The organism is Mesorhizobium sp. P3_A2 (assembly GCF_056403115.1).
On record NZ_JBFUGC010000005.1, the window covers coordinates 425347 to 446440 of the forward strand.

Annotated in this window: 20 protein-coding genes, 1 tRNA gene and 1 riboswitch; of the genes, 10 read left to right on the plus strand and 11 right to left on the minus strand. The window is 63.7% G+C overall.

The features are described from left to right. The first annotated feature begins 16 nt into the window (after positions 1-16). Entirely contained in the window at positions 17-928 is a 912-nt protein-coding gene (gene argF, locus AC1DXM_RS14875) for an ornithine carbamoyltransferase (protein WP_477233713.1), read from the plus strand. Between the two features lie 112 nt (positions 929-1040). Continuing rightward, positions 1041-2072 (plus strand): Hsp33 family molecular chaperone, encoded by a 1032-nt coding sequence (locus tag AC1DXM_RS14880; RefSeq protein WP_477233714.1) that lies wholly within the window; start codon positions 1041-1043, stop codon positions 2070-2072. Between the two features lie 242 nt (positions 2073-2314). Here the strand turns inward: AC1DXM_RS14880 and apaG are convergent, their stop codons facing one another. Next, entirely contained in the window at positions 2315-2707 is a 393-nt protein-coding gene (apaG, locus tag AC1DXM_RS14885) for a Co2+/Mg2+ efflux protein ApaG (protein ID WP_112565540.1), read from the minus strand. Positions 2708-2915: 208 nt separating this feature from the next. Here apaG and AC1DXM_RS14890 point away from each other — a divergent pair, with 208 nt between their 5' ends. Beyond that, a complete protein-coding gene (locus AC1DXM_RS14890; RefSeq protein WP_477233715.1) occupies positions 2916-4070 on the plus strand; it encodes a ceramide glucosyltransferase in 1155 nt (384 codons plus the stop codon). Positions 4071-4109: 39 nt separating this feature from the next. On the opposite strand, the gene AC1DXM_RS14895 is transcribed toward AC1DXM_RS14890, so the two are convergent. Then, a complete protein-coding gene (locus AC1DXM_RS14895) occupies positions 4110-5300 on the minus strand; it encodes an O-succinylhomoserine sulfhydrylase (RefSeq protein ID WP_477233716.1) in 1191 nt (396 codons plus the stop codon). Between the two features lie 57 nt (positions 5301-5357). Further along, positions 5358-5435: riboswitch (SAM riboswitch) on the minus strand. A gap of 139 nt (positions 5436-5574) precedes the next feature. Here AC1DXM_RS14895 and AC1DXM_RS14900 point away from each other — a divergent pair. Both AC1DXM_RS14900 and AC1DXM_RS14905 read left to right on the plus strand, forming a co-directional pair. After that, positions 5575-6669, plus strand: a complete 1095-nt coding sequence (locus AC1DXM_RS14900) for a 2'-deoxycytidine 5'-triphosphate deaminase (RefSeq protein ID WP_477233717.1) — start codon at positions 5575-5577, stop codon at positions 6667-6669. A 102-nt stretch (positions 6670-6771) separates the two neighbouring features. Beyond that, positions 6772-7542 (plus strand): ABC transporter substrate-binding protein, encoded by a 771-nt coding sequence (locus tag AC1DXM_RS14905; RefSeq protein WP_477233718.1) that lies wholly within the window; start codon positions 6772-6774, stop codon positions 7540-7542. A gap of 167 nt (positions 7543-7709) precedes the next feature. On the opposite strand, the gene araD1 is transcribed toward AC1DXM_RS14905, so the two are convergent. The 4 genes from araD1 to chvE all read right to left on the minus strand — a co-directional run bounded on the left by araD1 (position 7710) and on the right by chvE (position 12904). After that, on the minus strand, positions 7710-8705 hold the full coding sequence (gene araD1, locus AC1DXM_RS14910; protein ID WP_477233719.1) for an AraD1 family protein: 996 nt from the start codon (positions 8703-8705) through the stop codon (positions 7710-7712). A 190-nt stretch (positions 8706-8895) separates the two neighbouring features. Then, positions 8896-10182, minus strand: coding sequence for a multiple monosaccharide ABC transporter permease (gene mmsB / locus AC1DXM_RS14915; RefSeq protein WP_477233720.1), 1287 nt, complete (start codon positions 10180-10182; stop codon positions 8896-8898). Then, positions 10179-11711, minus strand: coding sequence for a multiple monosaccharide ABC transporter ATP-binding protein (mmsA, locus tag AC1DXM_RS14920; protein ID WP_477233721.1), 1533 nt, complete (start codon positions 11709-11711; stop codon positions 10179-10181). Before mmsA ends, mmsB begins: the two co-directional genes overlap by 4 nt. Positions 11712-11833: 122 nt before the next feature. Next, positions 11834-12904 (minus strand): multiple monosaccharide ABC transporter substrate-binding protein, encoded by a 1071-nt coding sequence (gene chvE / locus AC1DXM_RS14925; protein WP_477233722.1) that lies wholly within the window; start codon positions 12902-12904, stop codon positions 11834-11836. Positions 12905-13200: 296 nt separating this feature from the next. Here chvE and AC1DXM_RS14930 point away from each other — a divergent pair, with 296 nt between their 5' ends. After that, the gene (locus AC1DXM_RS14930) at positions 13201-14190 is read left to right on the plus strand and encodes a LysR family transcriptional regulator (RefSeq protein ID WP_477233723.1); all 990 of its coding nucleotides are present in this window, start codon (positions 13201-13203) and stop codon (positions 14188-14190) included. Between the two features lie 509 nt (positions 14191-14699). Here the strand turns inward: AC1DXM_RS14930 and AC1DXM_RS14935 are convergent. Next, positions 14700-14773 (minus strand) — tRNA-Gly (locus AC1DXM_RS14935). A 231-nt stretch (positions 14774-15004) separates the two neighbouring features. On the opposite strand from AC1DXM_RS14935, the gene AC1DXM_RS14940 reads away from it, so the two are divergent. Further along, positions 15005-15268, plus strand: a complete 264-nt coding sequence (locus AC1DXM_RS14940) for a DUF6460 domain-containing protein (protein ID WP_477233724.1) — start codon at positions 15005-15007, stop codon at positions 15266-15268. Positions 15269-15278: 10 nt separating this feature from the next. Here the strand turns inward: AC1DXM_RS14940 and AC1DXM_RS14945 are convergent, their stop codons facing one another. Beyond that, entirely contained in the window at positions 15279-16181 is a 903-nt protein-coding gene (locus tag AC1DXM_RS14945; RefSeq protein ID WP_477233725.1) for a histone deacetylase family protein, read from the minus strand. Between the two features lie 129 nt (positions 16182-16310). Between AC1DXM_RS14945 and AC1DXM_RS14950 the strand changes: the two genes are divergently transcribed. Next, the gene (locus tag AC1DXM_RS14950; protein ID WP_477233746.1) at positions 16311-17648 is read left to right on the plus strand and encodes an MATE family efflux transporter; all 1338 of its coding nucleotides are present in this window, start codon (positions 16311-16313) and stop codon (positions 17646-17648) included. On the opposite strand, the gene AC1DXM_RS14955 is transcribed toward AC1DXM_RS14950, so the two are convergent. Together AC1DXM_RS14955 and AC1DXM_RS14960 are read right to left on the minus strand one after the other, a co-directional pair. Further along, positions 17645-18721: a quinone-dependent dihydroorotate dehydrogenase gene (locus AC1DXM_RS14955; protein ID WP_477233726.1), complete on the minus strand. Its 1077-nt coding sequence runs from the start codon at positions 18719-18721 to the stop codon at positions 17645-17647. The two genes, AC1DXM_RS14950 and AC1DXM_RS14955, sit on opposite strands and share 4 nt — an antisense overlap. Further along, on the minus strand, positions 18718-19068 hold the full coding sequence (locus AC1DXM_RS14960; RefSeq protein WP_477233727.1) for a DUF952 domain-containing protein: 351 nt from the start codon (positions 19066-19068) through the stop codon (positions 18718-18720). The genes AC1DXM_RS14955 and AC1DXM_RS14960 overlap by 4 nt, the downstream gene beginning before the upstream one ends. A gap of 106 nt (positions 19069-19174) precedes the next feature. Between AC1DXM_RS14960 and AC1DXM_RS14965 the strand changes: the two genes are divergently transcribed. Beyond that, a complete protein-coding gene (locus tag AC1DXM_RS14965) occupies positions 19175-19609 on the plus strand; it encodes a hypothetical protein (RefSeq protein WP_436258014.1) in 435 nt (144 codons plus the stop codon). A gap of 101 nt (positions 19610-19710) precedes the next feature. Next, positions 19711-20370 (plus strand): response regulator transcription factor, encoded by a 660-nt coding sequence (locus AC1DXM_RS14970; protein WP_477233728.1) that lies wholly within the window; start codon positions 19711-19713, stop codon positions 20368-20370. A 53-nt stretch (positions 20371-20423) separates the two neighbouring features. Here AC1DXM_RS14970 and AC1DXM_RS14975 read toward each other — a convergent pair whose 3' ends face one another. After that, positions 20424-21074 carry an O-methyltransferase gene (locus AC1DXM_RS14975; protein ID WP_477233729.1) on the minus strand — a complete coding sequence of 217 codons (651 nt, stop codon included), beginning with the start codon at positions 21072-21074 and terminating at the stop codon, positions 20424-20426. Between the last annotated feature and the right edge of the window lie 20 nt (positions 21075-21094).

The following is a 21094-nucleotide window of genomic DNA, read 5'->3' on the forward strand; positions in this document are numbered from 1 at the left end:
CCCGGAACCATTCCTGATGTCACTTCGCCATTTCACCGATCTTTCCGCCGTTTCCGAAGGCGATCTGCGGTTCATGCTGGACGATGCGGTGGTGCGCAAGGCGCGCCTCAAGGCCGGCGAGCGCACCAGGCCGCTCGAAGGCAAGGTGCTGGCGATGATCTTCGACAAGCCGTCGACCCGCACGCGCGTCTCCTTCGACGTCGGCATGCGCCAGCTCGGCGGCGAGACCATCATGCTGACCGGCACCGAGATGCAGCTCGGCCGCTCCGAGACCATCGCCGACACCGCCAAGGTGCTGTCGCGCTACGTCGACGCCATCATGATCCGCACGACGTCGCATGAACGGCTGCTGGAGCTGACCGAGAACGCCACCATTCCCGTCATCAACGGCCTGACCGATGACACCCATCCCTGCCAGCTGATGGCCGACATCATGACCTTCGAGGAGCATCGCGGTCCGGTAGCCGGCAAGACCATCGCCTGGACCGGCGACGGCAACAATGTGCTGCATTCTCTGCTGGAGGCCTCGGCGCGGTTCCGCTTCAACCTCAATGTCGCCGTGCCGGAAGGCAGCGAGCCGGCGCAGAAGCATATCGACTGGTCGAAGACCAATGGCGGCAAGCTGCATTTCACCCGCTCGCCCGAGGAAGCCGTCGATCAAGCCGATTGCGTCGTCACCGATTGCTGGGTGTCGATGGGCCAGGAACACCGCGCCCGCGGCCACAATGTCTTCTCGCCCTATCAGGTCAATGCGGCGCTGATGGCAAGGGCCAAGCCCGACGCCCTGTTCATGCACTGCCTGCCGGCGCATCGCGGCGAGGAGGTGACCGACGAGGTCATCGACGGGCCGCATTCTGTGGTGTTCGACGAGGCCGAGAACCGGCTCCACGCCCAGAAGGCCGTGCTCGCCTGGTGTCTTGGAGCTTGAAGTGCCTTGGTGCCTGACGTGCTTGGGCGCTTGATCTGGGGCGGCGAGATGCCTATCTGCGCCGCATCACGCAAATCAAGCGCGTTTGGACGCATGCACCCCAGAGGGCGGCATGGCCGCGCCCTGGAGCTTTGTCATGTTGGAAACGCATCAAGTGACTGAACATCACCCCAAACTCGGCGAGTTCGGCTATGCCGGCGACGATCACGTCGTACCGTTCGAGGTCGGCCCGCTCGACGTTCGCGGCCGCACCGTGCAGCTCGGGCCGATGCTCGACGCCATCCTCGGCCGTCACGACTATCCCGAGCCGGTTGCCCGCCTGCTGGCCGAAGCCTGTGTGCTGACGGTGCTGCTCGGCACCTCGTTGAAGTTCGAGGGCAAATTCATCCTGCAGACCCGCACCGACGGGCCGGTCGACATGCTGGTGGCGGATTTTTCCACGCCCTCGGCATTGCGCGCCTATGCCCGCTTCGACGCCGATCGGCTGGAAGCCCTTGTGGCCGCCGGCGAGACCTCGCAGCAGACGCTGCTGGGCAGCGGCGTGCTGGCGCTGACCATCGACCAGGGCGCGCACACCCAGCGTTACCAGGGCATCGTCCAACTCGACGGCGAGACGCTGGAAGACGCCGCGCGCACTTACTTTCGCCAGTCGGAGCAGATTCCGACCGATCTCAGGCTTTCGGTGGCCAAGCTTCTGACGCCGGGCCTCGGCGGTGCGCGCGAACAGTGGCGCGCCGGCGGCATCCTGGCGCAGTTCCTGCCGCAGTCGCCCGAGCGCATGCGCGTGCCCGACATTTCGGGCGGCGACGGCGATCCACGCGATGTGACGCATGAACCGGCCGACAATTCCTGGCAGGAGTTGGTGGCGCTGCTCGGTACCATCGAGCCGACCGAGCTCATCGATCCGACCATCGGCGCCGAGCGGCTGCTTTACCGGCTGTTCCACGAACATGGCGTGCGCGTCTTCGGCGGTGTGCCGGTCACTGATCAGTGCTCATGCTCGCGCGACAAGATCCGCGGCATCCTCGAAGGCTTTTCCGCCGAAGAGATCAAGGAGAGCACCCAGGATGGCGGTATCCACGTCGCCTGCGAGTTCTGCTCGACGCAGTACGACTTCGACCCAGCGGAGTTCGCGGCTCAGTAAGGCCTCTTCCTTCTCCCCGTTTCACGGGGAGAAGGTGCCCGAAGGGCGGATGAGGGGCAGCGCGACCGTTAGTGAATGGCCGCGCATAGCCTCCGCCATATATACGTGGAAGATAATTTCATCAGTCCGGCGCCGCCTCTCATTGCCCTGCCGGGCGTTCGTCACTCGAAAAGCCAAGCAATTGGCTTTTCGCCCGCTTTGCGGACCGTTCCTCAACTCCCCGTAAACGGGGGAGAAAGACGCTAATTCACCGTCCGCCTCGTTCCCGGCAGATCCAGCGAAAACGCCGGGATGGCGATGTCGAACGTCTCGCCCCTTTTGTTGCGCATGGTGTAATGCCCGACCATGAAGCCCGACGGTGTCGAGAGCGGGCAGCCGGACGTATATTGATAGCTGTCGCCGGGATTGAGCTCGGGCTGGTCGCCGACGACGCCGGCGCCTCGCACCTCTTCGACCCGGCCGCTGCCGTCGGTGATGTGCCAGTAGCGCGACATAAGCTGCACGAACTCGTCCGACTGGTTGTCGATCGTCACCTGGTAGCCCCAGACATAGCGATTCTCCGACGGATCGGAACGATCCTCGAGATAGAACGGTCTGACCTGCACTTCGATGTTGCGCGTGACGGCGCGGTACATAGGCTGCTCCAAACGACACCAACGGACCTGTCGGCGCTCTTGCCCTACTCCCGATTAGGGTCTCATGCGCAGGTGCCGAACAACAATGTCATTTAAGTGACACATGACAATGATGGTGTGCATGAACCGTGTCGGGCGACTCAGCGCTCTGTCGAACTGTTGAAAACGGCCATTCCTGGCCGCTTTTTCCCGGAGTGACCAGATCTCGATGGAACTGACAGTCATAGCAGCGCTGCTTTCGACACTCCTGCTTCTTTCCAATCTCGCCAGCATTGTGCTCGCCTCGCTCAGCCTGAAGCGGCCGCGCCAGATTGCTCCGCCGGCCAGAAAGGCGCCGCCGGTGTCGATCGTGGTGCCGTCGCGCGGCGTCGAACCTTTTACCGAGGAGACGCTTGCCCGTGCCTTCTCGCTCGACTGGCCGCGCTACGAGCTGATCTTCTGCGTCGCCCATGCCGACGATCCGGTGGTCAAACTGATAAACCGGGCGATTGCCCGGTTTCCAAAGGTGCCGGCGCAACTGCTGATCGGCGATGACCGGGTCAGCGCCAACCCCAAGCTCAACAATTGCGTCAAGGGTTGGGTGGCGGCGCAGCACAACTGGGTCATCCTGGCCGATTCCAACGTGCTGATGCCTGTCGACTATATCCAGCATCTGATGGCGGCCTGGCGGCCGGACACCGGGCTTGTCTGCTCGACCCCGATCGGCTCGCGGCCGGACGGCTTCTGGGCCGAGGTCGAATGCGCCTTCCTCAACACGCTGCAGGCGCGCTGGCAATATGCCGGCGAGGCCCTTGGCCTCGGCTTTGCCCAGGGCAAGAGCATGCTGTGGAATAAGCCGATGCTCGACGCCAATGGCGGCATCGAGGCGCTTGCCGCCGAGATCGCCGAGGATGCCGCCGCGACCAAGCTGGTCAACGGGCTCGGCCTGCGCGTCAATCTCGTTGCCTCGCCTTTCGAACAGCCGCTCGGGCAGCGTACCTTTGCCGAGATCTGGTCGCGCCAGACGCGCTGGGCGCGGCTGCGCCGCGTCACCTTCCCGCTGTTCTACACGCCCGAGATCCTGACGGGCGTGGCGGTGCCGCTGCTGCTGGCGCTGGTCGCGGCGGCAAGCGCCGGCGTCAGCATGCCCACCACGGCTTTGTGCGTCCTGGCCTTTGCCTATGTGCCGGAATGCCTGCTGGCCTGGGCCAAGGGCTGGTATTTGTCGCCGCGCATTGTCACTGCCATGATCGTGCGCGATGTGATGCTTCCCGCCATCTGGTCGCGCGGTTGGCTCGGCGGCGCGGTCGAATGGCGCGGCAATGCCATGACCATCCGCACCAAGGCGATGACGGAACTGGAAGAGGCCTCATCGGGCGCCTGATCGACGCCCGGGCCTTTGCCTTGCTTCCTGAGCAGGCCGCTACTTCGCCGCCTTCAGCGCCTGCGCAACGTCCTCGAGCAGATCGTCCGTATCCTCCAGACCGACCGAGAGTCGGAGCGTGCCCGCCCCGATGCCGAGCTCGGCGCGCGCCTCGTCGCTGAGGTTCTTGTGCGTCGTCGTTGCCGGATGGGTGATCAGGCTCTTGGCGTCGCCGAGATTGTTGGAGATCAGCACGATGTCGAGCGCGTTCTGCAAGGCGAAGGCCGCCTGCTTGCCGCCCTTGACGTCGAGGCAGATCAGCGTCGAGCCGCCCGCCATCTGCTTCTTGACGATGTCGGCCTGCGGGTGATCGGCGCGGCCGGGATAGATGACGCGGGCGATCTGCGGCTGCCCGGCCAGGAAATCGGCGATCTTGCCGGCACTTTCCGTCTGCTGGCGCACGCGCACCGGCAGCGTCTCCAGGCCCTTCAGCAGCGTCCAGGCGTTGAAGGGCGACAGGCTCGGGCCGGTGTGGCGGAAATAGTCGTGCAAATTCTCGTCGATCCACTTCTTGTCTGACAGGATGATGCCGCCGAGACAGCGTCCCTGGCCGTCAATGTGCTTGGTCGCGGAGTAGACGACGATGTGGGCGCCGAGCTGCAAGGGCTTCTGCTGCAAGGGCGTGGCAAAGACGTTGTCGACGATCAGCCTGGCGCCGATCGAGGTGGCGAGCGATGCGACTGCGGCAATGTCGACCACTTCCAGCGTCGGGTTGGTCGGGCTCTCCAGGAAGAACAGCTTTGTGTTCGGCCTGACCGCCTTTTCCCAGTTGGCGATGTCGGTGCCGTCGACCAGCGTCGCCTCGATGCCGTATTTCGGCGCCAGCGTCTCGACCACCCAGCGGCAGGAACCGAATAGCGCGCGCGCCGCAACGATGTGGTCGCCGGCCCTGGCGCTGCACAGCAGGGCCGCCGTCACCGCAGCCATACCGGACGCGGTGGCGCGCGCGTCTTCCGCGCCTTCCAGCGCGCACATGCGCTTTTCGAACATGTCGACGGTCGGGTTGGCGTAGCGCGAATAGATGAAGCCCGGCTCCTCGCCCTTGAAACGGGCTTCGGCGGCCTGCGCCGTCTCATAGACATAGCCCTGGGTGAGGTACATCGCTTCCGACGTTTCGCCGAACTGGGAACGCAGCGTTCCCCCGTGCACGAGTGCGGTCTGAGGCTTCCAGTTACGCTTCTTGGTGCTCATCGCTTTTGTTCCAGACACAAAAAAACCGGCCGCGAAAGTCGCAACCGGTCCATACGGCCTTGCGGCCCGACGGTCCTTTAGCGACTTGTTTAACGTGGCTGCAAGCCGACCGGCCAAATCACCACGGGATAACGACCCTTTAGACCTCAGCCATGCTTGCGTCAATTGCCGGCTTCATTAAGAGGTTTGTACCAAGGCAGGTTCCGCAAAAGTGTCCAGCGGTTTTGCGGGCAAGAACCTGCCTCAAAGAGCGGCCTTGGAACGGAGCCAGCCTTTGCGGCAGACAGGCATTCTTCCCGATCAGGATATTTCCGCGCTGTTTCAGTCCGGCGCGCTGAAGTCGCCGCGCGCGCTCGATTCCGACCAGGTACAGCCGGCCAGCCTCGATCTTAGGCTCGGCGACAAGGCTTTTCGCGTCCGCGCCTCCTTCCTGCCCGGCCCCAACCATAAGGTGTCGGAGAAGCTCGAGCGGCTGAAGCTGCACGAGATCAGCCTGACCGAAGGCGCGGTGCTGGAGACCGGCTGCGTCTACATCGTACCGCTGCTCGAGAGCCTCGCCCTGCCGGCCAATATTTCCGCCTCCGCCAATCCGAAGAGCTCGACCGGGCGGCTCGACATCTTCACCCGCGTCATGACCGATCGCGGCCACGAGTTCGACAAGATCGCCGCCGGCTATCATGGCCCGCTCTATCTCGAGGTCAGCCCGCGCACCTTCCCGATCGTCGTGCGCGCCGGCTCGCGCCTGTCGCAGATCCGCTTCCGCACCGGCAATGCGCTGTTGTCGGAGGCAGAGCTGAATGAATTGCACCGGGCCGAAATGCTGGTGGCGACCGAGCCGCCCAACATTTCCGGCGGCGGCATCGCGCTGTCGATCGATCTCGACGGCGATCACAACGGCCTGGTCGGCTATCGCGGCAAGCACCACACCGGCCTCGTCGACGTCGACAAGCGCGCCGCGCAGGATGCCGTCGATTTCTGGGAGCCACTCCACAAGAGCGGCGCCGGCGAACTGGTGCTCGACCCGGACGAGTTCTACATCCTGGTCAGCCGCGAGGCGGTGCATGTGCCGCCGCTCTACGCCGCCGAAATGACGCCCTTCGATCCGCTGGTCGGCGAATTCCGCGTCCACTATGCCGGTTTCTTCGATCCGGGCTTCGGCCATTCGGCCGCCGGCGGCACCGGCAGCCGGGCGGTGCTCGAAGTGCGCAGCCACGAAGTGCCGTTCATCCTCGACCATGGCCAGATCGTCGGTCGGCTGGTCTACGAGCATATGCTGAAGCGGCCGCAGGCGCTCTACGGCACCGATCTCGGTTCCAACTACCAGGCGCAAGGCCTGAAACTCTCCAAGCATTTCCGCACCGCCGGCTGAACCGCGATCACGGTCAGGCAAAATACTTGCCTGTATTGGCCCGCCATGCTTGGCTGCCTGTTGGTGGCCGGCAACAGACCGGCGCGTAAGGGGAACCAGAAAATGCAGATTTCAAAATGGATCATATCGGCAGCGAGCGCCGCCATGCTGGTGATGGCGGCCGGCTCGTTGGCGCAGGCGCAGGAGAAATTGAAGATCGGCACCGAAGGCGCCTATCCGCCCTTCAACACCATTACATCTGACGGCAAGGTCGAAGGCTTCGACATCGACATTGCCAATGCGCTGTGCGCGCAAATGAAGGTCGAGTGCGAGATCGTCACCCAGGACTGGGACGGCATCATCCCGGCGCTGCAGGCGAAGAAATTCGACGCCATCATCGCTTCGATGAGCATCACCGAGGAGCGCAAGAAGCAGGTCGCCTTCACCAACAAATACTACACCACGCCGCTGGCGCTGGTAGCGCCGAAGGACAGCGACCTCGCCTCCACCGAACCGGCCGCCCTTGCCGGCAAGACGGTGGGCGCGCAGGCGTCGACCACCCAGGCCGACTACGCCCAGAATGCATACGGCAAGGCCGGTGCGGAGGCAAAACTTTATCCGACCCAGGAAGAGGCGATCACCGACCTGCAGAACGGCCGCCTCGATGCGGTGATTTCGGACAAGTTCGTGCTGATGGACTGGCTGAAGAAGGCAAGCGACGGCTGCTGCAAGCTGGTCGGCGACGTCAAGGGCACCGAGACGCAAGCCGGCATTGCCGTCCGCCTGGAAGACACGGCGCTACGCGACAAGCTCAACGCGGCGATAGACGCGATTGTTGCCGACGGCACCTACAAGAAGATCCAGGCGAAGTATTTCGATTTTGATATTTATTGAGGCTGCTAATCTCCCCCCTTGAGGGGGAGATGGCCGGCAGGCCAGAGGGGGTCGCTGCGCGTAGAACGCCAACGCCGTCTGGTGCCCGCGGAAGACGTCGGCGCTCCACGCGCGACGACCCCCTCTGTCGCCTTCGGCGACATCTCCCCACAAGGGGGAGATCACGCTCACAACGCCTTCACTGCCACCTTCACCGGCTGCTCGATCTCCAGCGGGTTGCGCAGCGGCAGGCCGAAGTCTCCGGCTTCGATCTCGAAGACATCGCCGGCCTGCGTCCTGATGCCGTCGGCGAAGGACAGCGTCGCCGTACCGAACATGTGCACATGCACGTCGCCGGGCTGGCGGAAGGCCGAATATTTGAAGTGGTGGTGCTCGAGATTGGCGATGGTGTGCGACATGTTCGCTTCGCCCGACAGAAACGGCTTTTCCCACAAAAGATTGCCGTCGCGCAGGATGCGCGAAGCGCCTCTGATGTCGGCCGGCAGATCGCCGATCAGGATCTCCGGTCCGAACGAGGCGTTGCGCAGCTTGGAATGCGCCAGGAACAGATAGTTCACCCGCTCGGTGACGTGGTCGGAAAACTCGTTCGACAGCGTGAAGCCGACGCGGAACGGCGCACCGTCATCGCCGATGACATAGATGCCGGCGATTTCCGGCTCCTCGCCGGCGTCCTGCGCGAAAGCCGGCGACATCAGCGCCGCGCCCGGCGCCACCGCCATGGTGCCGTTGCCCTTGTAGAACCATTCCGGCTGCACGCCGGTCTGGCCCTTGGCCGGCTTGCCGCCTTCGAGCCCCATACGGAACATCTTCATGGAATCGGTGAGTTGTTCCTCGCCGCCGTCGCTGAGCTTCTTGTGCATGGAATCGCGCGTCGCCGCCGAGCCGAGATGGGTCAGCCCGGTGCCGGTCAGATGCAGATGCGCGGGATCGGGATGGTTGATCGGCGACACCAGCCGGCCCTTTTTGTAGGCGGCGTCGAGGTCGACGGCCTCACCGTATCCCTTGCGCTCGATCAGTGCGGCCAGCCCGGTGCCGGTGCGCGCGGCTTCCATCGCCAGCGAATAGACGCTGCGGGCGCCGTTGATGACCCTGGTCTTGCCGCCGCCATTGCGGGCAACGACGCGGATCGTCTCGGCGTCGTCGAGGATCTGGGAAATCAGCATGATGAAACCCTCTCTCATGTGCCTTGGCCCGGTTGCGTCTTGGCAAACCTTGACCTGCGCGGCTCGGACCTCGCCGTGCCACGGGTTGAACTCTTCGTCCGGATTGCGCTCGCGGGCCCGTTCCCCTGAGGGAACTTGTTATGCCGGCAGCGCCGCGATCGTATGCCTTCCTCGTTGCCTCGCCGGCCTGTCAGGCCTTGTTCTTGTTGTAGACGTCGAAGATCACAGCGCCGAGCAGCACCAGGCCTTTGACCACCTGTTGCCAGTCGACATTGACGCCCATGATCGACATGCCGTTGTTCATCACGCCCATGATGAACCCGCCGACCACCGCGCCGATGACCTGGCCGACGCCGCCCATCGCCGAAGCGCCGCCGATGAAGACGGCCGCGATGACGTCGAGCTCTGACCCGAGACCTGCCGCCGGCACTGCCTGGCCAAGGCGGGCCGCGATGATCAGGCCGCCCAGCGCCGACAGCACGCCCATATTGATGAACACCATCAGCGTCAGCCGCTCGGTGTTGATGCCCGACAGCTGCGCCGCCTTGGGGTTGCCGCCCATGGCGTAGATGCGCCGGCCGATGGTCATGCGCTTGGTGACGAAGACAAACAGCGTGATCAGCACGCCCATGACCAGCAGCACCACCGGCAGGCCCCTGTAGCTGGCGAACTCATAGACCAGGAACAGCGCCAGCGCGCTGGCGACCAGCGTCTTGACGATGAACAGAGGGAAGGGCTCGGCCTCATAGCCGTGGCGTTCGCGCTTGCGCCGCGTCCTCACCCCGAAATAGGCATAGGCCAGCACGGCGATCAGCCCCAGCACGACCGTCGTCATGTGCAGGGTCACGCCGCTGCCCAGGATGGTCTTGCCGGCCGCGTTCACTACCGGCGGGACGAGCGTCAGCGGGCCGATGATGTCAGGGATGAAGCCGGAGCTCAGCATCTTGAAGTCGTCGGGAAGCGGGCCGACAGAGGAGCCGCCGCCCAGCAACGCCTGGCAGATGCCGCGGAAGATCAGCATGCCGGCAAGCGTCACGATGAAGCTCGGTATCCGGTGGTAGGCGATCCAGTAGCCTTGCGCGGCGCCGATCGCACCACCGATGATCAGGCAGACGATCGAAACCACCAGCGGATTGCTGAGCGGTCCGAGCTGCCAGATGACCATCATGTTTGCCGCCAGCGCGCCGATGAAACCGGCGACCGATCCGACGCTGAGGTCGATATAGCCGGAGACAATCACCAGCAGCATGCCCAGCGCCATCACGATGATGAAGGAGTTCTGTTGCACCAGATTGCTGAGGTTGACCGGCTTGAACAGCGTTCCCGAGGTGGTGAACTGGAAGAACAGCATGATGACGATAAGCGCGATGATCAGGCCGTATTCGCGCAGGTTCGTCGTCAGCGCAGAGACGGCGATGCGTGGACGCTGTTCTTCGGCGACGTTGCCCTGCGGGGCGGGGGCAATTTCGGTGCTCATGCTGCTTTTCCTTCTCCCCGAACGATGGCGCGCATTATTTTTTCCTGGCTTGCTTCCGCCGCCGGCATTTCGCCGACGATGCGCCCTTCGTTCATGACGTAGATGCGGTCGGTAATGCCAAGCAATTCCGGCATTTCCGACGAGATGACCACGATCGCCTTACCCTCCGAGGCAAGACGCGCGATGATCGTGTAGATTTCGTATTTGGCGCCGACATCGATGCCGCGTGTCGGCTCGTCGAGGATCAGCACTTCGGGGTCGGCGAACAGCCATTTCGACAGCACCACCTTCTGCTGGTTGCCGCCGGAAAGATTGCCGGTCATCTGGTACACACTGGAGGCGCGGATGTTGGTCTTCTTGCGATAGTCGTTGGCGACGGCAAGCTCGCGCATATCGTCGATCACGCTGTGACGCGACACGCCGCCGAGATTGGCGAGCGTGATGTTGTGCTTGATATGGTCGATGAGGTTGAGACCATAGGTCTTGCGGTCCTCGGTGACGTAGGCGATGCCGTGCTGGACCGCCTTGCTCACCGATGTGACATCGACCGGCTTGCCCTTGAGCAGCACCTCGCCGGTGATGCGGCGGCCATAGGAGCGGCCAAACAGGCTCATGGCGAATTCCGTGCGGCCGGCGCCCATCAGCCCGGCGATGCCGACCACCTCGCCCTTGCGGACATTGATGTCGATGCCCTTGATCACCTGCCGTTCGGCATGGAGTGGGTGATAGACCGACCAGTTCTTCACCTCGAACACGACCTCGCCGATATTGGGCTCGCGCGGCGGATAGCGGTCGTCCAGCGAGCGGCCGACCATCGAGGTGATGATGCGGTCTTCCGAGATATCCTTCTTGGCCAGCGTCTCGATGGTGCGGCCGTCGCGGATGACGGTGACCTTGTCGGCGACCCGGTTGATCTCGTTCAGCTTGTGCGAGATCAGGATCGAGGTCATGCCCTGCCGCTTGAATTCGAGCAACAGGTCGAGCAGCGCCTGGCTGTCCTTCTCGCTCAGCGACGCGGTCGGCTCGTCGAGAATCAGAAGCTTGACGTCCTTGCTCAGCGCCTTGGCGATCTCGACCAGCTGCTGCTTGCCGACGCCGATATTGGTGATCAGTGTCTTGGGGTCCTCCTTGAGGCCCACCTTCTTCAACAGGGCGGCGGTGCGGGCCTCGTTGGCATCCCAGTCGATGACGCCATAACGGGCGTTTTCGTTGCCGAGGAAGATGTTTTCCGTGATCGACAGCATCGGCACCAGCGCAAGCTCCTGGTGGATGATGACGATGCGCTTGTGTTCGCTGTCATGGATGCCCTTGAACTGGCATTCCTGGCCCTGGAAGATGATCTGGCCGTCATAGGTGCCTGCAGGATAGACGCCCGACAGCACCTTCATCAGCGTTGATTTGCCGGCGCCGTTCTCACCGACCACGGCATGGATCTCGCCTTCCTCGACACTGAGGTTGACGTTCGACAGCGCCTTCACGCCGGGGAACGTCTTGGTGATGTCGCGCATCTCCAAAATCGTCGAGGCCATGGGAACTACCGCTCCTTGAGAGGTCGGCAAACACTGCCGGCGAGGTCGGCAACAATACCGGGCTCGCTGGTGAACGAAAAGGGGCCCTGCGTTGCGCAGGACCCCTGATTTTACAACCGAATTTACTTCAGCTCGTCGGCCTTGATGTAGCCGGAGTCGACGACCAGCGCCTGGTAGTTCGACTTGTCGACGTCATGCGGCGTCAGCAGGATCGAGGGAACGACCTTGACGTCGTTGTTGTAGGTCTTTTCATCGAGACCTTCCGGCTTGCCGCCCGAGAGCACCTTGTCGACGAGTTCGACGGTGGCCTTGGCCAGTTCGCGGGTGTCCTTGAACACGGTCGAGTACTGTTCGCCGGTGATGATCAGCTTGACCGAGGCGGTCTCGGCGTCCTGGCCGGTCACGATCGGCCAGGGCTGGGCGTCGGTGCCGTAGCCGACAGCGCGCAGCGAGGCGGTGATGCCGCGCGACAGGCCGTCATAGGGCGACAGAACGCCATCGACGCGGCTGCCGTCCGAGTAGTTGGCCGACAGAAGGTTGTCCATGCGCGCCTGGGCGGTGGCGGCGAGCCAGCGCAGCGTGCCGACCTTGTCCATGCCGGTCTGGCCGGACTTGATCTTGATCGAACCGTCATCGATCAGCGGCTGCAGGACGGAGATGGCGCCGTTGTAGAAGAAGAAGGCGTTGTTGTCGTCCGGCGAACCGCCGAACAGTTCGACGTTCCACGGCTTGGTGTTCGGGAAGCGCTCCTTGAGGCCTTTCACCAGCGAGTTCGCCTGGATCACGCCGACGCCGAAATTGTCGAAGGTGGTGTAGTAGTCGACATTGGCGGTCTTTTTGATCAGGCGGTCATAGGCGACGACGACGACGCCGGCGTCAGCGGCCTTCTGCAGCGCGTCCGACAGCGTGGTGCCGTCGATCGAGGCGATGATCAGCGCCTTCGGGCCCTTGGTGATTTCGTTTTCCAGCTGGCTGAGCTGGTTGGGGATATCGTCCTGCGCGTACTGCAGGTCGACCGTGTAGCCGAGAGCTTCGAGCTGGGACTTGACGGCGTCGCCGTCATTGATCCAGCGCTGCGAGGTCTTGGTCGGCATCAGCACGCCGACAAGGCCTTTGTCGGCTGCGTGCGCCGAGTAGGCCATGGCAGCGATGCCAAGGGCCGCGACGGCGGCCAGTGTCTTGATGATTTTCACGTAAAACTCTCCCTGGTTGATGGACGCGACACCTCGGGGCTTCGCGGGCCGCGCAGTCGGGCGGATGCGCCAAAGCGCCGCCGCCGTCATATCGATCTCCGGTATCCTCCCAATCGGCCCTCAGTCGCCTGATTTCAATCGATACGATTCTGCTCGTCATCGACCGTCAAGTCTTGAGGACGCGCGAAGGGTGTGTCGCTTTGCCATAACTGTCAAATGCGATCTTCGGTGGTTGCTATACCGAAACCGGTATATGACTAGAGCAGGCCGGGACATTGGCGGGAGCGGGTGCAAGCATGGCGGCATTGCAAAATCCTCAAGAAATTTCAGTTAGTTACGATGAATTGCCGGGCGGTGGCGAAACACTTCTGCGCAGTGGGCTCAGCCTGCGCCACATGCGCATGATCGCGGCCCTCGACGATCACGGTCGGGTGAGTGCGGCGGCGCAGGTGATGAACATCTCGCAGCCGGCGGCCTCGCGCATGATCTCCGAGATGGAAGCGGTGCTTGAGGTAAAGCTCTGCGAAAGGCTGCCGCGCGGCATCACGTTGACACCTTACGGCAAGGCGCTGGCGAGGCGCGCGCGCTCGATCCTGCTCGAGATGCGCGAGGCCGACCGCGAGATTTCAGAGCTCAAGGCGGGCAAGGGCGGCTCGGTGTTCCTCGGCGCGGTGACCGCGCCGGCGATCGAACTGGCGGTGCCGGCGATCCGCGAAATCCGCCGGCTTTATCCGCGCATCGAGATCACCATGCAGGTCGAGACGTCGAACGTGCTGGCGCGCGAACTGATCGCCACGCGCCATGATTTCATCATCGCGCGCATCCCCGACGACCTCAATCCGCGCCTGTTCGAATCGCGCGTCATCGGCGTCGAGAAGGCTTGCCTGATCGTGCGCCGCGGCCATCCGCTGAGCAATGGCAAGGCGGTGCGGCTCGAGGATACGGCCGCCTATGATTGGGTCTTCCAGTCCGGCGGTTCGCCGCTGCGCCAGGCCATGGAAAGCAATTTCCTGAACCGCAACATCGCGCTGCCGGACCGCATCCTCAACACCAGCTCTTTGCTGCTGACGCTGGTCATGGTCGCCCAGTCCGATGCCATCGCCCCGGTGTCGATCCAGGTGGCAAAATTCATCCAGAACCCCGACGGTCTCGCTGGCGCCATCGACGTCGTCCAGACCGAGTTCGACATCGAGGTCCGCCCCTACAGCCTGATCACGGTGAAGAACCGCGCGCTGTCGCCTGCCGCCAAAATGCTGCACGACTTCATCCTGCGCGAAGTGGGATAGCGGCCGGGAACTCCATCCTTGCGCGGAACGGGACTATAGCCGGACCTGGTGCGGCCACACGGATGGCGCGGCATTGGCGTGGCCCGCCAATGTGATCCTTTGCGGCCCCCAAGAAAATTGTACAACGGGGTCAAGCGCCCAGCCCTGCGCCCCAGATTGGAGCGGGTGGAGGGGATCTCGTTCACGACAGCGCCTGCACGCTCTATCTGTCCCTGCCCGTCGAGCAGCTTTGCGTTACCCCGCGTGCATCCTTCGGCTTCCATCTGCCGTACGGCGTCGGCGCTCATGAGAACGCCGTCGCTGCCAACTACCTGCTCTCTCAATACCCCGCTTGGGTGCGGCAGTGGATCGACGAGCATGGCGGCCTGTCGCACACCCTGATGCGGATGGACGCCGATGAGGTGGCAATGCACGTTCCCATCTGCGCCGAGGTGCAGGCATGAATAGGGTCGCAATGCGCAGGCCTGCGGCAGGCGCCGGCGAACTCCGTCTAGATCATTGATTTTTGCTGGAGCGGGTAGCGGGAATCGAACCCGCGCGTTCAGCTTGGGAAGCTGACAAGCTACCATTACATCATACCCGCGTCGGCCCCTCGATATCATGATGGGCCCGCTTCGGGCAATCGCTCTTGGACAGCTCTTCGGAAACGGCTGTTGGAAACCGATTGGCGGCGGCATCAATGCCGCACGGGCAGTTCCATGCGCACGCGTGCGCCGCGCCACGAACCGTCCCGCCTGCCTTGATACGGGCGCAGCAAGTGCGTATTCGTGGACCTGTACCCCGAATCCGGGCACACGAATCTGGAGGCAGGCCCTTGTCCGCAGTGACGCGCTTTCTCGGTGACTCGCCCGTCAGGGTGATCGTCAAGCTGCTGGTCGTATCGTTCCTCGTCGGCCTGGTGATGAACGCGTTCGGCTGGACGCCGATGGACGTCTTTTATGGCGTCCAGAAATTCTTCATCGACCTGTGGAACCTGGGTTTCCACGCCATTGACCGCTTCCTCGGCTATATCTTGCTTGGGGCCGCGATCGTCGTGCCGGTCTTTATCTTCTTGAGGATTGCCAACTACCGGAAGTAACTTTCGTTCCTCAGGCGAAGGTCGCCGCCACCTCGAACAGGATGGCGTGGCGCGCCGCCAGTGCTGCCACGTCGGTTGAATAGCCGCCGCCGATGACGCCGCAGACCGGAATGCCCAGCGCGCGGAAATGGCCGATCACCATCAGGTCGCGGGCGCGCAAGCCATCATCGCTGAGCGAGAGCCGGCCAAGCCGGTCCTCGGCATGGACGTCGACACCGGCATTGTAGAAGACGATGTCCCAGCGCGCCTTGGCCGAGAGCTCCGGCAGGATGGCGCCCAGCCGTTCGAGATAGGCAGCATCGCCGGTGCCGTCCAGCAGCGCGACGTCGAGATCGGAGGCGATCTTGCGCACGGGATAATTGCGCTCGCCATGCATGGAGAAGGTGAAGGCGCGTGGTTCGTCTTTCAGAATGTCCGCGGTGCCGTCACCCTGGTGCACGTCGAGATCGACGATCAGGATGTTTTGGGCGGCACCTTCGGCGAGCAGCGCCAGCGTAGCGACGGCAACATCGTTGAACGTGCAGAAGCCCGCGCCTTGTGCGCGCCGCGCATGGTGGCTGCCGCCGGCGCTGTTGCAGGCAATGCCGTTGACTAGCGCCAGCAGCGCCGCCAGCACCGTACCGCCGGCGGCGAGCTGCGCCCTGAGCGACACGCGCGGACCCACGGGAAAGCCAATCTCGCGCTCGATCTTTTCGGGCACCGAACAAGTGATGACCTGGTCGACATAATCAGCCGCATGGGCAAGCTTCAGCCAGGAGGCCGGCGCCGGCTCGGGCATCGACAGCGCCTCGGCCTGGATCAGACCCCTGATGTGCAGGGCCTGCATCAGCAGCGGATATTTGCTCATCGGAAAGCGATGATTGACGGCAAAGCCGGCGTCATAGTCGGGATGGTGGACGATCTGCAGGGGCATGGGCTGGATCCGGCGAGCTCGCCAGACCGGGATTTCGGTTGGCCGTCGGGGCAAAGGTCATTGCGCGGTGGCCGGAAAATGGGGCACATCGGCTGTTCGATCAAGCCGCAATCAGCAAGGCAGAAATCCCTGGACACGGGTGCAACACCAGCCGACGCGAAGCCCTTCGCCGTCACCAACCGTTCGGTGCTTGCCATCGCCGTGCCGATGACGCTCGCCTATCTGACGACGCCCTTGCTCGGCATCGTCGACACGGCAGTGGTCGGGCAGTTTGGCGACGCCGCCCTGCTCGGCGGCCTGGCGGCCGGCGCGCTGGTCTTCGACGTCGTCTTCAACACCTTCAATTTCCTGCGCTCCGGCACCACCGGCCTCGTCGCCCAGGCTTTCGGAGCCGGCGACGAACTGGAAGAACAGGCGGTGTTCTGGCGCGCCGTGCTGATCGCGGTCGCCGCCGGCATCGCGCTTGTCGCCCTTGCGCCGCTGATAGCCATCGCCGGCCAGAAATTCATCGGCGGCGAACCGCGCGTCAGCGAGGCGATGGGCGTCTATATCCGCATCAGGATGCTCGCCGCCCCCTTTGCGCTGATCAACTACGCCATTCTCGGTTATGTGCTGGGGCGCGGCGAGGGCGGGCTCGGGCTGATGCTGCAGGCGGTGCTCAACGGCATCAACATCGTGCTCTGCATCCTGCTCGGCCTGAAGCTCGGCTGGGGCGTCGCCGGCGTCGCCTGGGCGACGGTCACCGGCGAATTGCTGGCCATGCTGCTGGGCCTCGCTATCATCATCTGGCGGTTCCGGGCCGCACCGCGCCTGCCGCGACATCGCCTGCTCGACATGGGCGCCTTCCTGCGCATGCTGTCGCTCAACCGCGATATCATGATCCGCTCGTTCTCGCTGCTTGCCGCCTTCGCGCTGTTTACACGCCAGGGCGCGCAGTTCGGCACGCTGATGCTGGCAGCCAATGCCGTTCTGATGAACTTCTTCCTTGTCGCCGGCTATTTCCTCGACGGTTTTGCCACTGCGGCCGAACAGTTGGCGGGACGCGCCATTGGCGCGCGCGCCGAAACCTCGTTTCGCCGGGCGGTGCGGCTGACCCTGTTCTGGGGTTTCGGCCTGGCGGGAACCGCGACGCTGATCTTCTGGCTTGGCGGCTCCGGCCTGGTCGCCCTGATCACCACGTCGCAGGACGTTCGCGACGTCGCGGATGTCTATCTGCCATGGGCGGCGCTGACGCCGTTGAGCGGCGTGCTGGCCTTCCAGATGGACGGCGTCTTCATCGGTGCGACCTGGTCGCGCGACATGCGCAACATGATGCTCTTGTCTTTCCTGGCCTTCAGCGCCGCATTGTTCACCTTGGCGCCGTCCCTGGGCAATCACGGCCTGTGGGCGGCGCTGCACGTCTTCCTGCTGGTGCGCGGCCTCAGCCTGCTGACGATTTTGCGGGTGAGGGTACGGGAGGCGTTTTAGAGCGGCTTGACAGCCCACCGGTCGAGGCCGGCATCGCGTAGTTCGCGCAGCGACTTCAGCCGCTCCTTGTCCGCAAACCGCACCATGCCGGCAAGGATACGGCCGGGCAGCGCAGGGCCGGCATAGATCATGCCGGTGTAGAGCTGCACCAGATCGGCGCCGGCGCGGATTTTCTCCAGCGCCGTCTCGGCAGAATCGACGCCGCCGACGCCAATGATGGCGCGCTCCGGACCAAGCAACTTGCGCATCTTCGCCAGCACGATGGTCGAGCGCTCGAACAGCGGTTTTCCCGAGAGACCACCGGTCTCGCCTGCGCCGGTCGTGCTGCGCAATCCCGTCCGCGCCAGCGTCGTGTTGGAAACAATGACGCCGTCGATCTGTTTTTCGCTGACTTCGGCGGCGATGTCTTCCAGCTCGGCCTCGACCAGGTCAGGCGCGATCTTGAGGAAGACCGGCGGCTTTGCCGAAGCTGCCGCACGCGCGGCAACGACGCGCGCCAAAAGCTCGCCGAGCTGTTCGCGCGCCTGCATGGTGCGCAGGCCTGGCGTGTTGGGTGACGAGATATTGACCGTGAGATAGCTGGCATATTTCGCAAAGCGCGAGACGCCCAATTCATAGTCGCCGACACGATCGGCGCTGTCCTTGTTGGCGCCGATGTTGACGCCGACAATGCCGCCGCGTCCCTTGCGCGCGGCAAGGCGCTTTTCCGCCGCGTCGTGGCCCTCATTGTTGAAGCCCAGCCGGTTGATCACCGCGTCATTCTCGGTCAACCGGAAGATGCGTGGCTTCGGATTGCCGGCCTGCGGCAGCGGCGTCACGGTGCCCACCTCGGCAAAGCCGAAGCCGAGGCCAAGCAGCGCGTCGGGCACTTCGGCATTCTTGTCATAGCCGGCGGCCATGCCGAGCGGATTGGGAAAGGCGAGGCCACATAGGCTGACCTTCAGCCTGTCGTCGCGTACTGCCCGCGCGCCGACCGGCAGGCCGCAGCGCAATGCCGCAATCGACATGCCATGCGCCGTTTCCGGATCGAAGCTGAACAGCAGTTTCTGGGCGATGCGGTCGAGCACGCTCATTCGGCCTCCAGCGCCGGGAATTGATGCGCGCCGTCGGGTCCGAGCGGCAATGGCTGCACCCACAGCACGGTGTTCATGTCGAGCGCGCCATAGAGATGCGGGAACAGCGCGCCGCCGCGCGAGACCTCGTATTTCAGCGCTTCGCCCAGCCGGTCTCCGTCGATAGCGACCAGCAGCAGCCCGGTCTGACCGGCGAAATGCTTCGCCGCCGTTTCCCTGGCCTGGTCGGCCGTCGAGAAATGGATGAAGCCGTCGGCGATGTCGATCGGAGCGCCGGTGAAGCGGCCCCTTTTCTCGGCCTCGCGCCAAAGCGCTTCGGGCGCGATCTTGTAGATAATCTGAGACATGGCTGCGCTATAATCCGGATGGCTCATGCGGGGAAGGGCAACTCTTCCGCATTTACGGCGCAAAGCTGTGATAGGTTCACGTGCACTGGCTCGTGGAGGATGGAACATGCGTCTGCAGCACATACTGATCCCCGCCGCACTGGTCTCGCTGGTTGCGGCATCGGCCTGGTCCGAGGAGACCGATCGCTACCGGCTGGAAAAATCGGCCAACGGCTATGTCCGCATGGACACGCAGACCGGCGCCATGTCGATCTGCGAGGAGCGGTCCGGCCAGCTCGTCTGCAAGATGGCGGCCGACGAACGTGCCGCCTTCCAGGACGAGGTCGACCGTTTGCAGGCCTCGATGAAGGCCATGGACGAGCGCGTCACCAAGCTGGAGAACTCGCTGTCCGCCCGCCTCGAATCGAAATTGCCGAGCGAGGAGGATTTCGACAAGACGATGAATTACATGGAGCGCATGCTGCGTGGCTTCATGGGCATCGTCAAGGAGATGGACAAGGATAATGGCGACGGCGCCAAGCTCAATTCGCAAAAGACCTGAGCCGCATCCGGCCATTGCCGCTTGAAAACAGAACGCTTCGCCGCATAATCGTCCGGTCCCGTAGAAGCCGATAATCAACAGCGGGATTTGGGGAGGAATATTTGCCGTCGGGCTACACCTTCGTCATCGCCGACGATCATCCGCTTTTCCGCGGCGCGCTGAAAGAGGCGCTTGCCGGCGTCGGCGATGTTGCCGCCATCCATGAGGCTGGCGATTTCGAAAGCGCCAAGGCGCTGGTCGTGGCCAATGAGGATGTCGACCTGGTGTTGCTCGATCTGTCGATGCCGGGCGCCAGTGGCCTGTCCGGCCTGATCTCGCTGCGTGGCATCCACCCGGCGGTGCCGCTGGTGGTGGTGTCGGCGCATGATGACCCGGTGACCATCCGACGCGCGCTCGATCTCGGCGCCTCCGGCTTCATCTCCAAATCGGCCAGCATGGAGGAGATCCGCAGCGCTGTGCAGACGGTGCTGGCCGGCGATATCGCCGCGCCCGTCGGCATCGATCTCGGCGTCGAGCGCGACCCCGAGATATCGGACCTGATCAAGCGGCTGCAGGCGCTGACGCCGCAGCAGACGCGCGTGCTCGGCATGCTGGCCGAAGGCCTGCTCAACAAGCAGATCGCCTATGAGCTCAGCGTCTCCGAAGCGACGGTCAAGGCGCATGTCTCGGCCATCCTGCAAAAACTCGGCGTAGACAGCCGCACCCAGGCGGTGATCCAGCTGTCCAAGATCGGCAACGACCCGCTGCAGCCGGTGAGTTGAGCGCCGGAGCGCTCAGCTTTGTTCGGTTGCGGGCAACCAGTCCGCCGGCGGCTTCAGCTCAGCCGCACCGACAGTTCGACGTCGTCGCCGAAAGGCGTCGACATGTAGCCCGATGCCGGGGAGCGCACGCGCTCCAGATATTCGGGGCTGAAATCGGCGTTGTCGGCGATCACCAGCGCGCCGGGCCTGAGCCGGCTTTCGACCAGGCTCAATATCTCCGGGTAGATTGCTTTGGCGCCGTCGAGCAGCAAGAGATCGATCGTTTCAGGAAGATCGTCGCCCAGCGTCTGCAGTGCATCGCCCTCGCGGACTTCCACCAGGTCGATGAGGCCGCCCTCGGTCAGATTGGCCTTGGCCCGCATCACCTTGGATGGCTCGAACTCGGTGGTGATCAGGCGGCCGCCGCCATTGTCCCTCAGGGCGGCTGCCAGATAGAGCGTCGAGATGCCGAACGAGGTGCCGAACTCGATGATGACGCGGGCGCCGCTGCTGCGCGCCAGCATGTAGAGCAGCGTGCCGGTCTCCGGCGAAACCGCGAGCCACAGGTCCTTCAGCCGTCCATAGAAATCGACATACTCGGTCTTGCTGCGCAGCAGGCGTTCCCGCTCGTCGCGCGAGAAGCTGGCCGCAGTTGGGCTCGTTGCGGCTTCCGCCTCCGTGAACAGACGGGCGAGCAGGGGTGCAAGCGGGGTGAGGGTGGTCATGAAAGTCTCCAGTCGAAAAT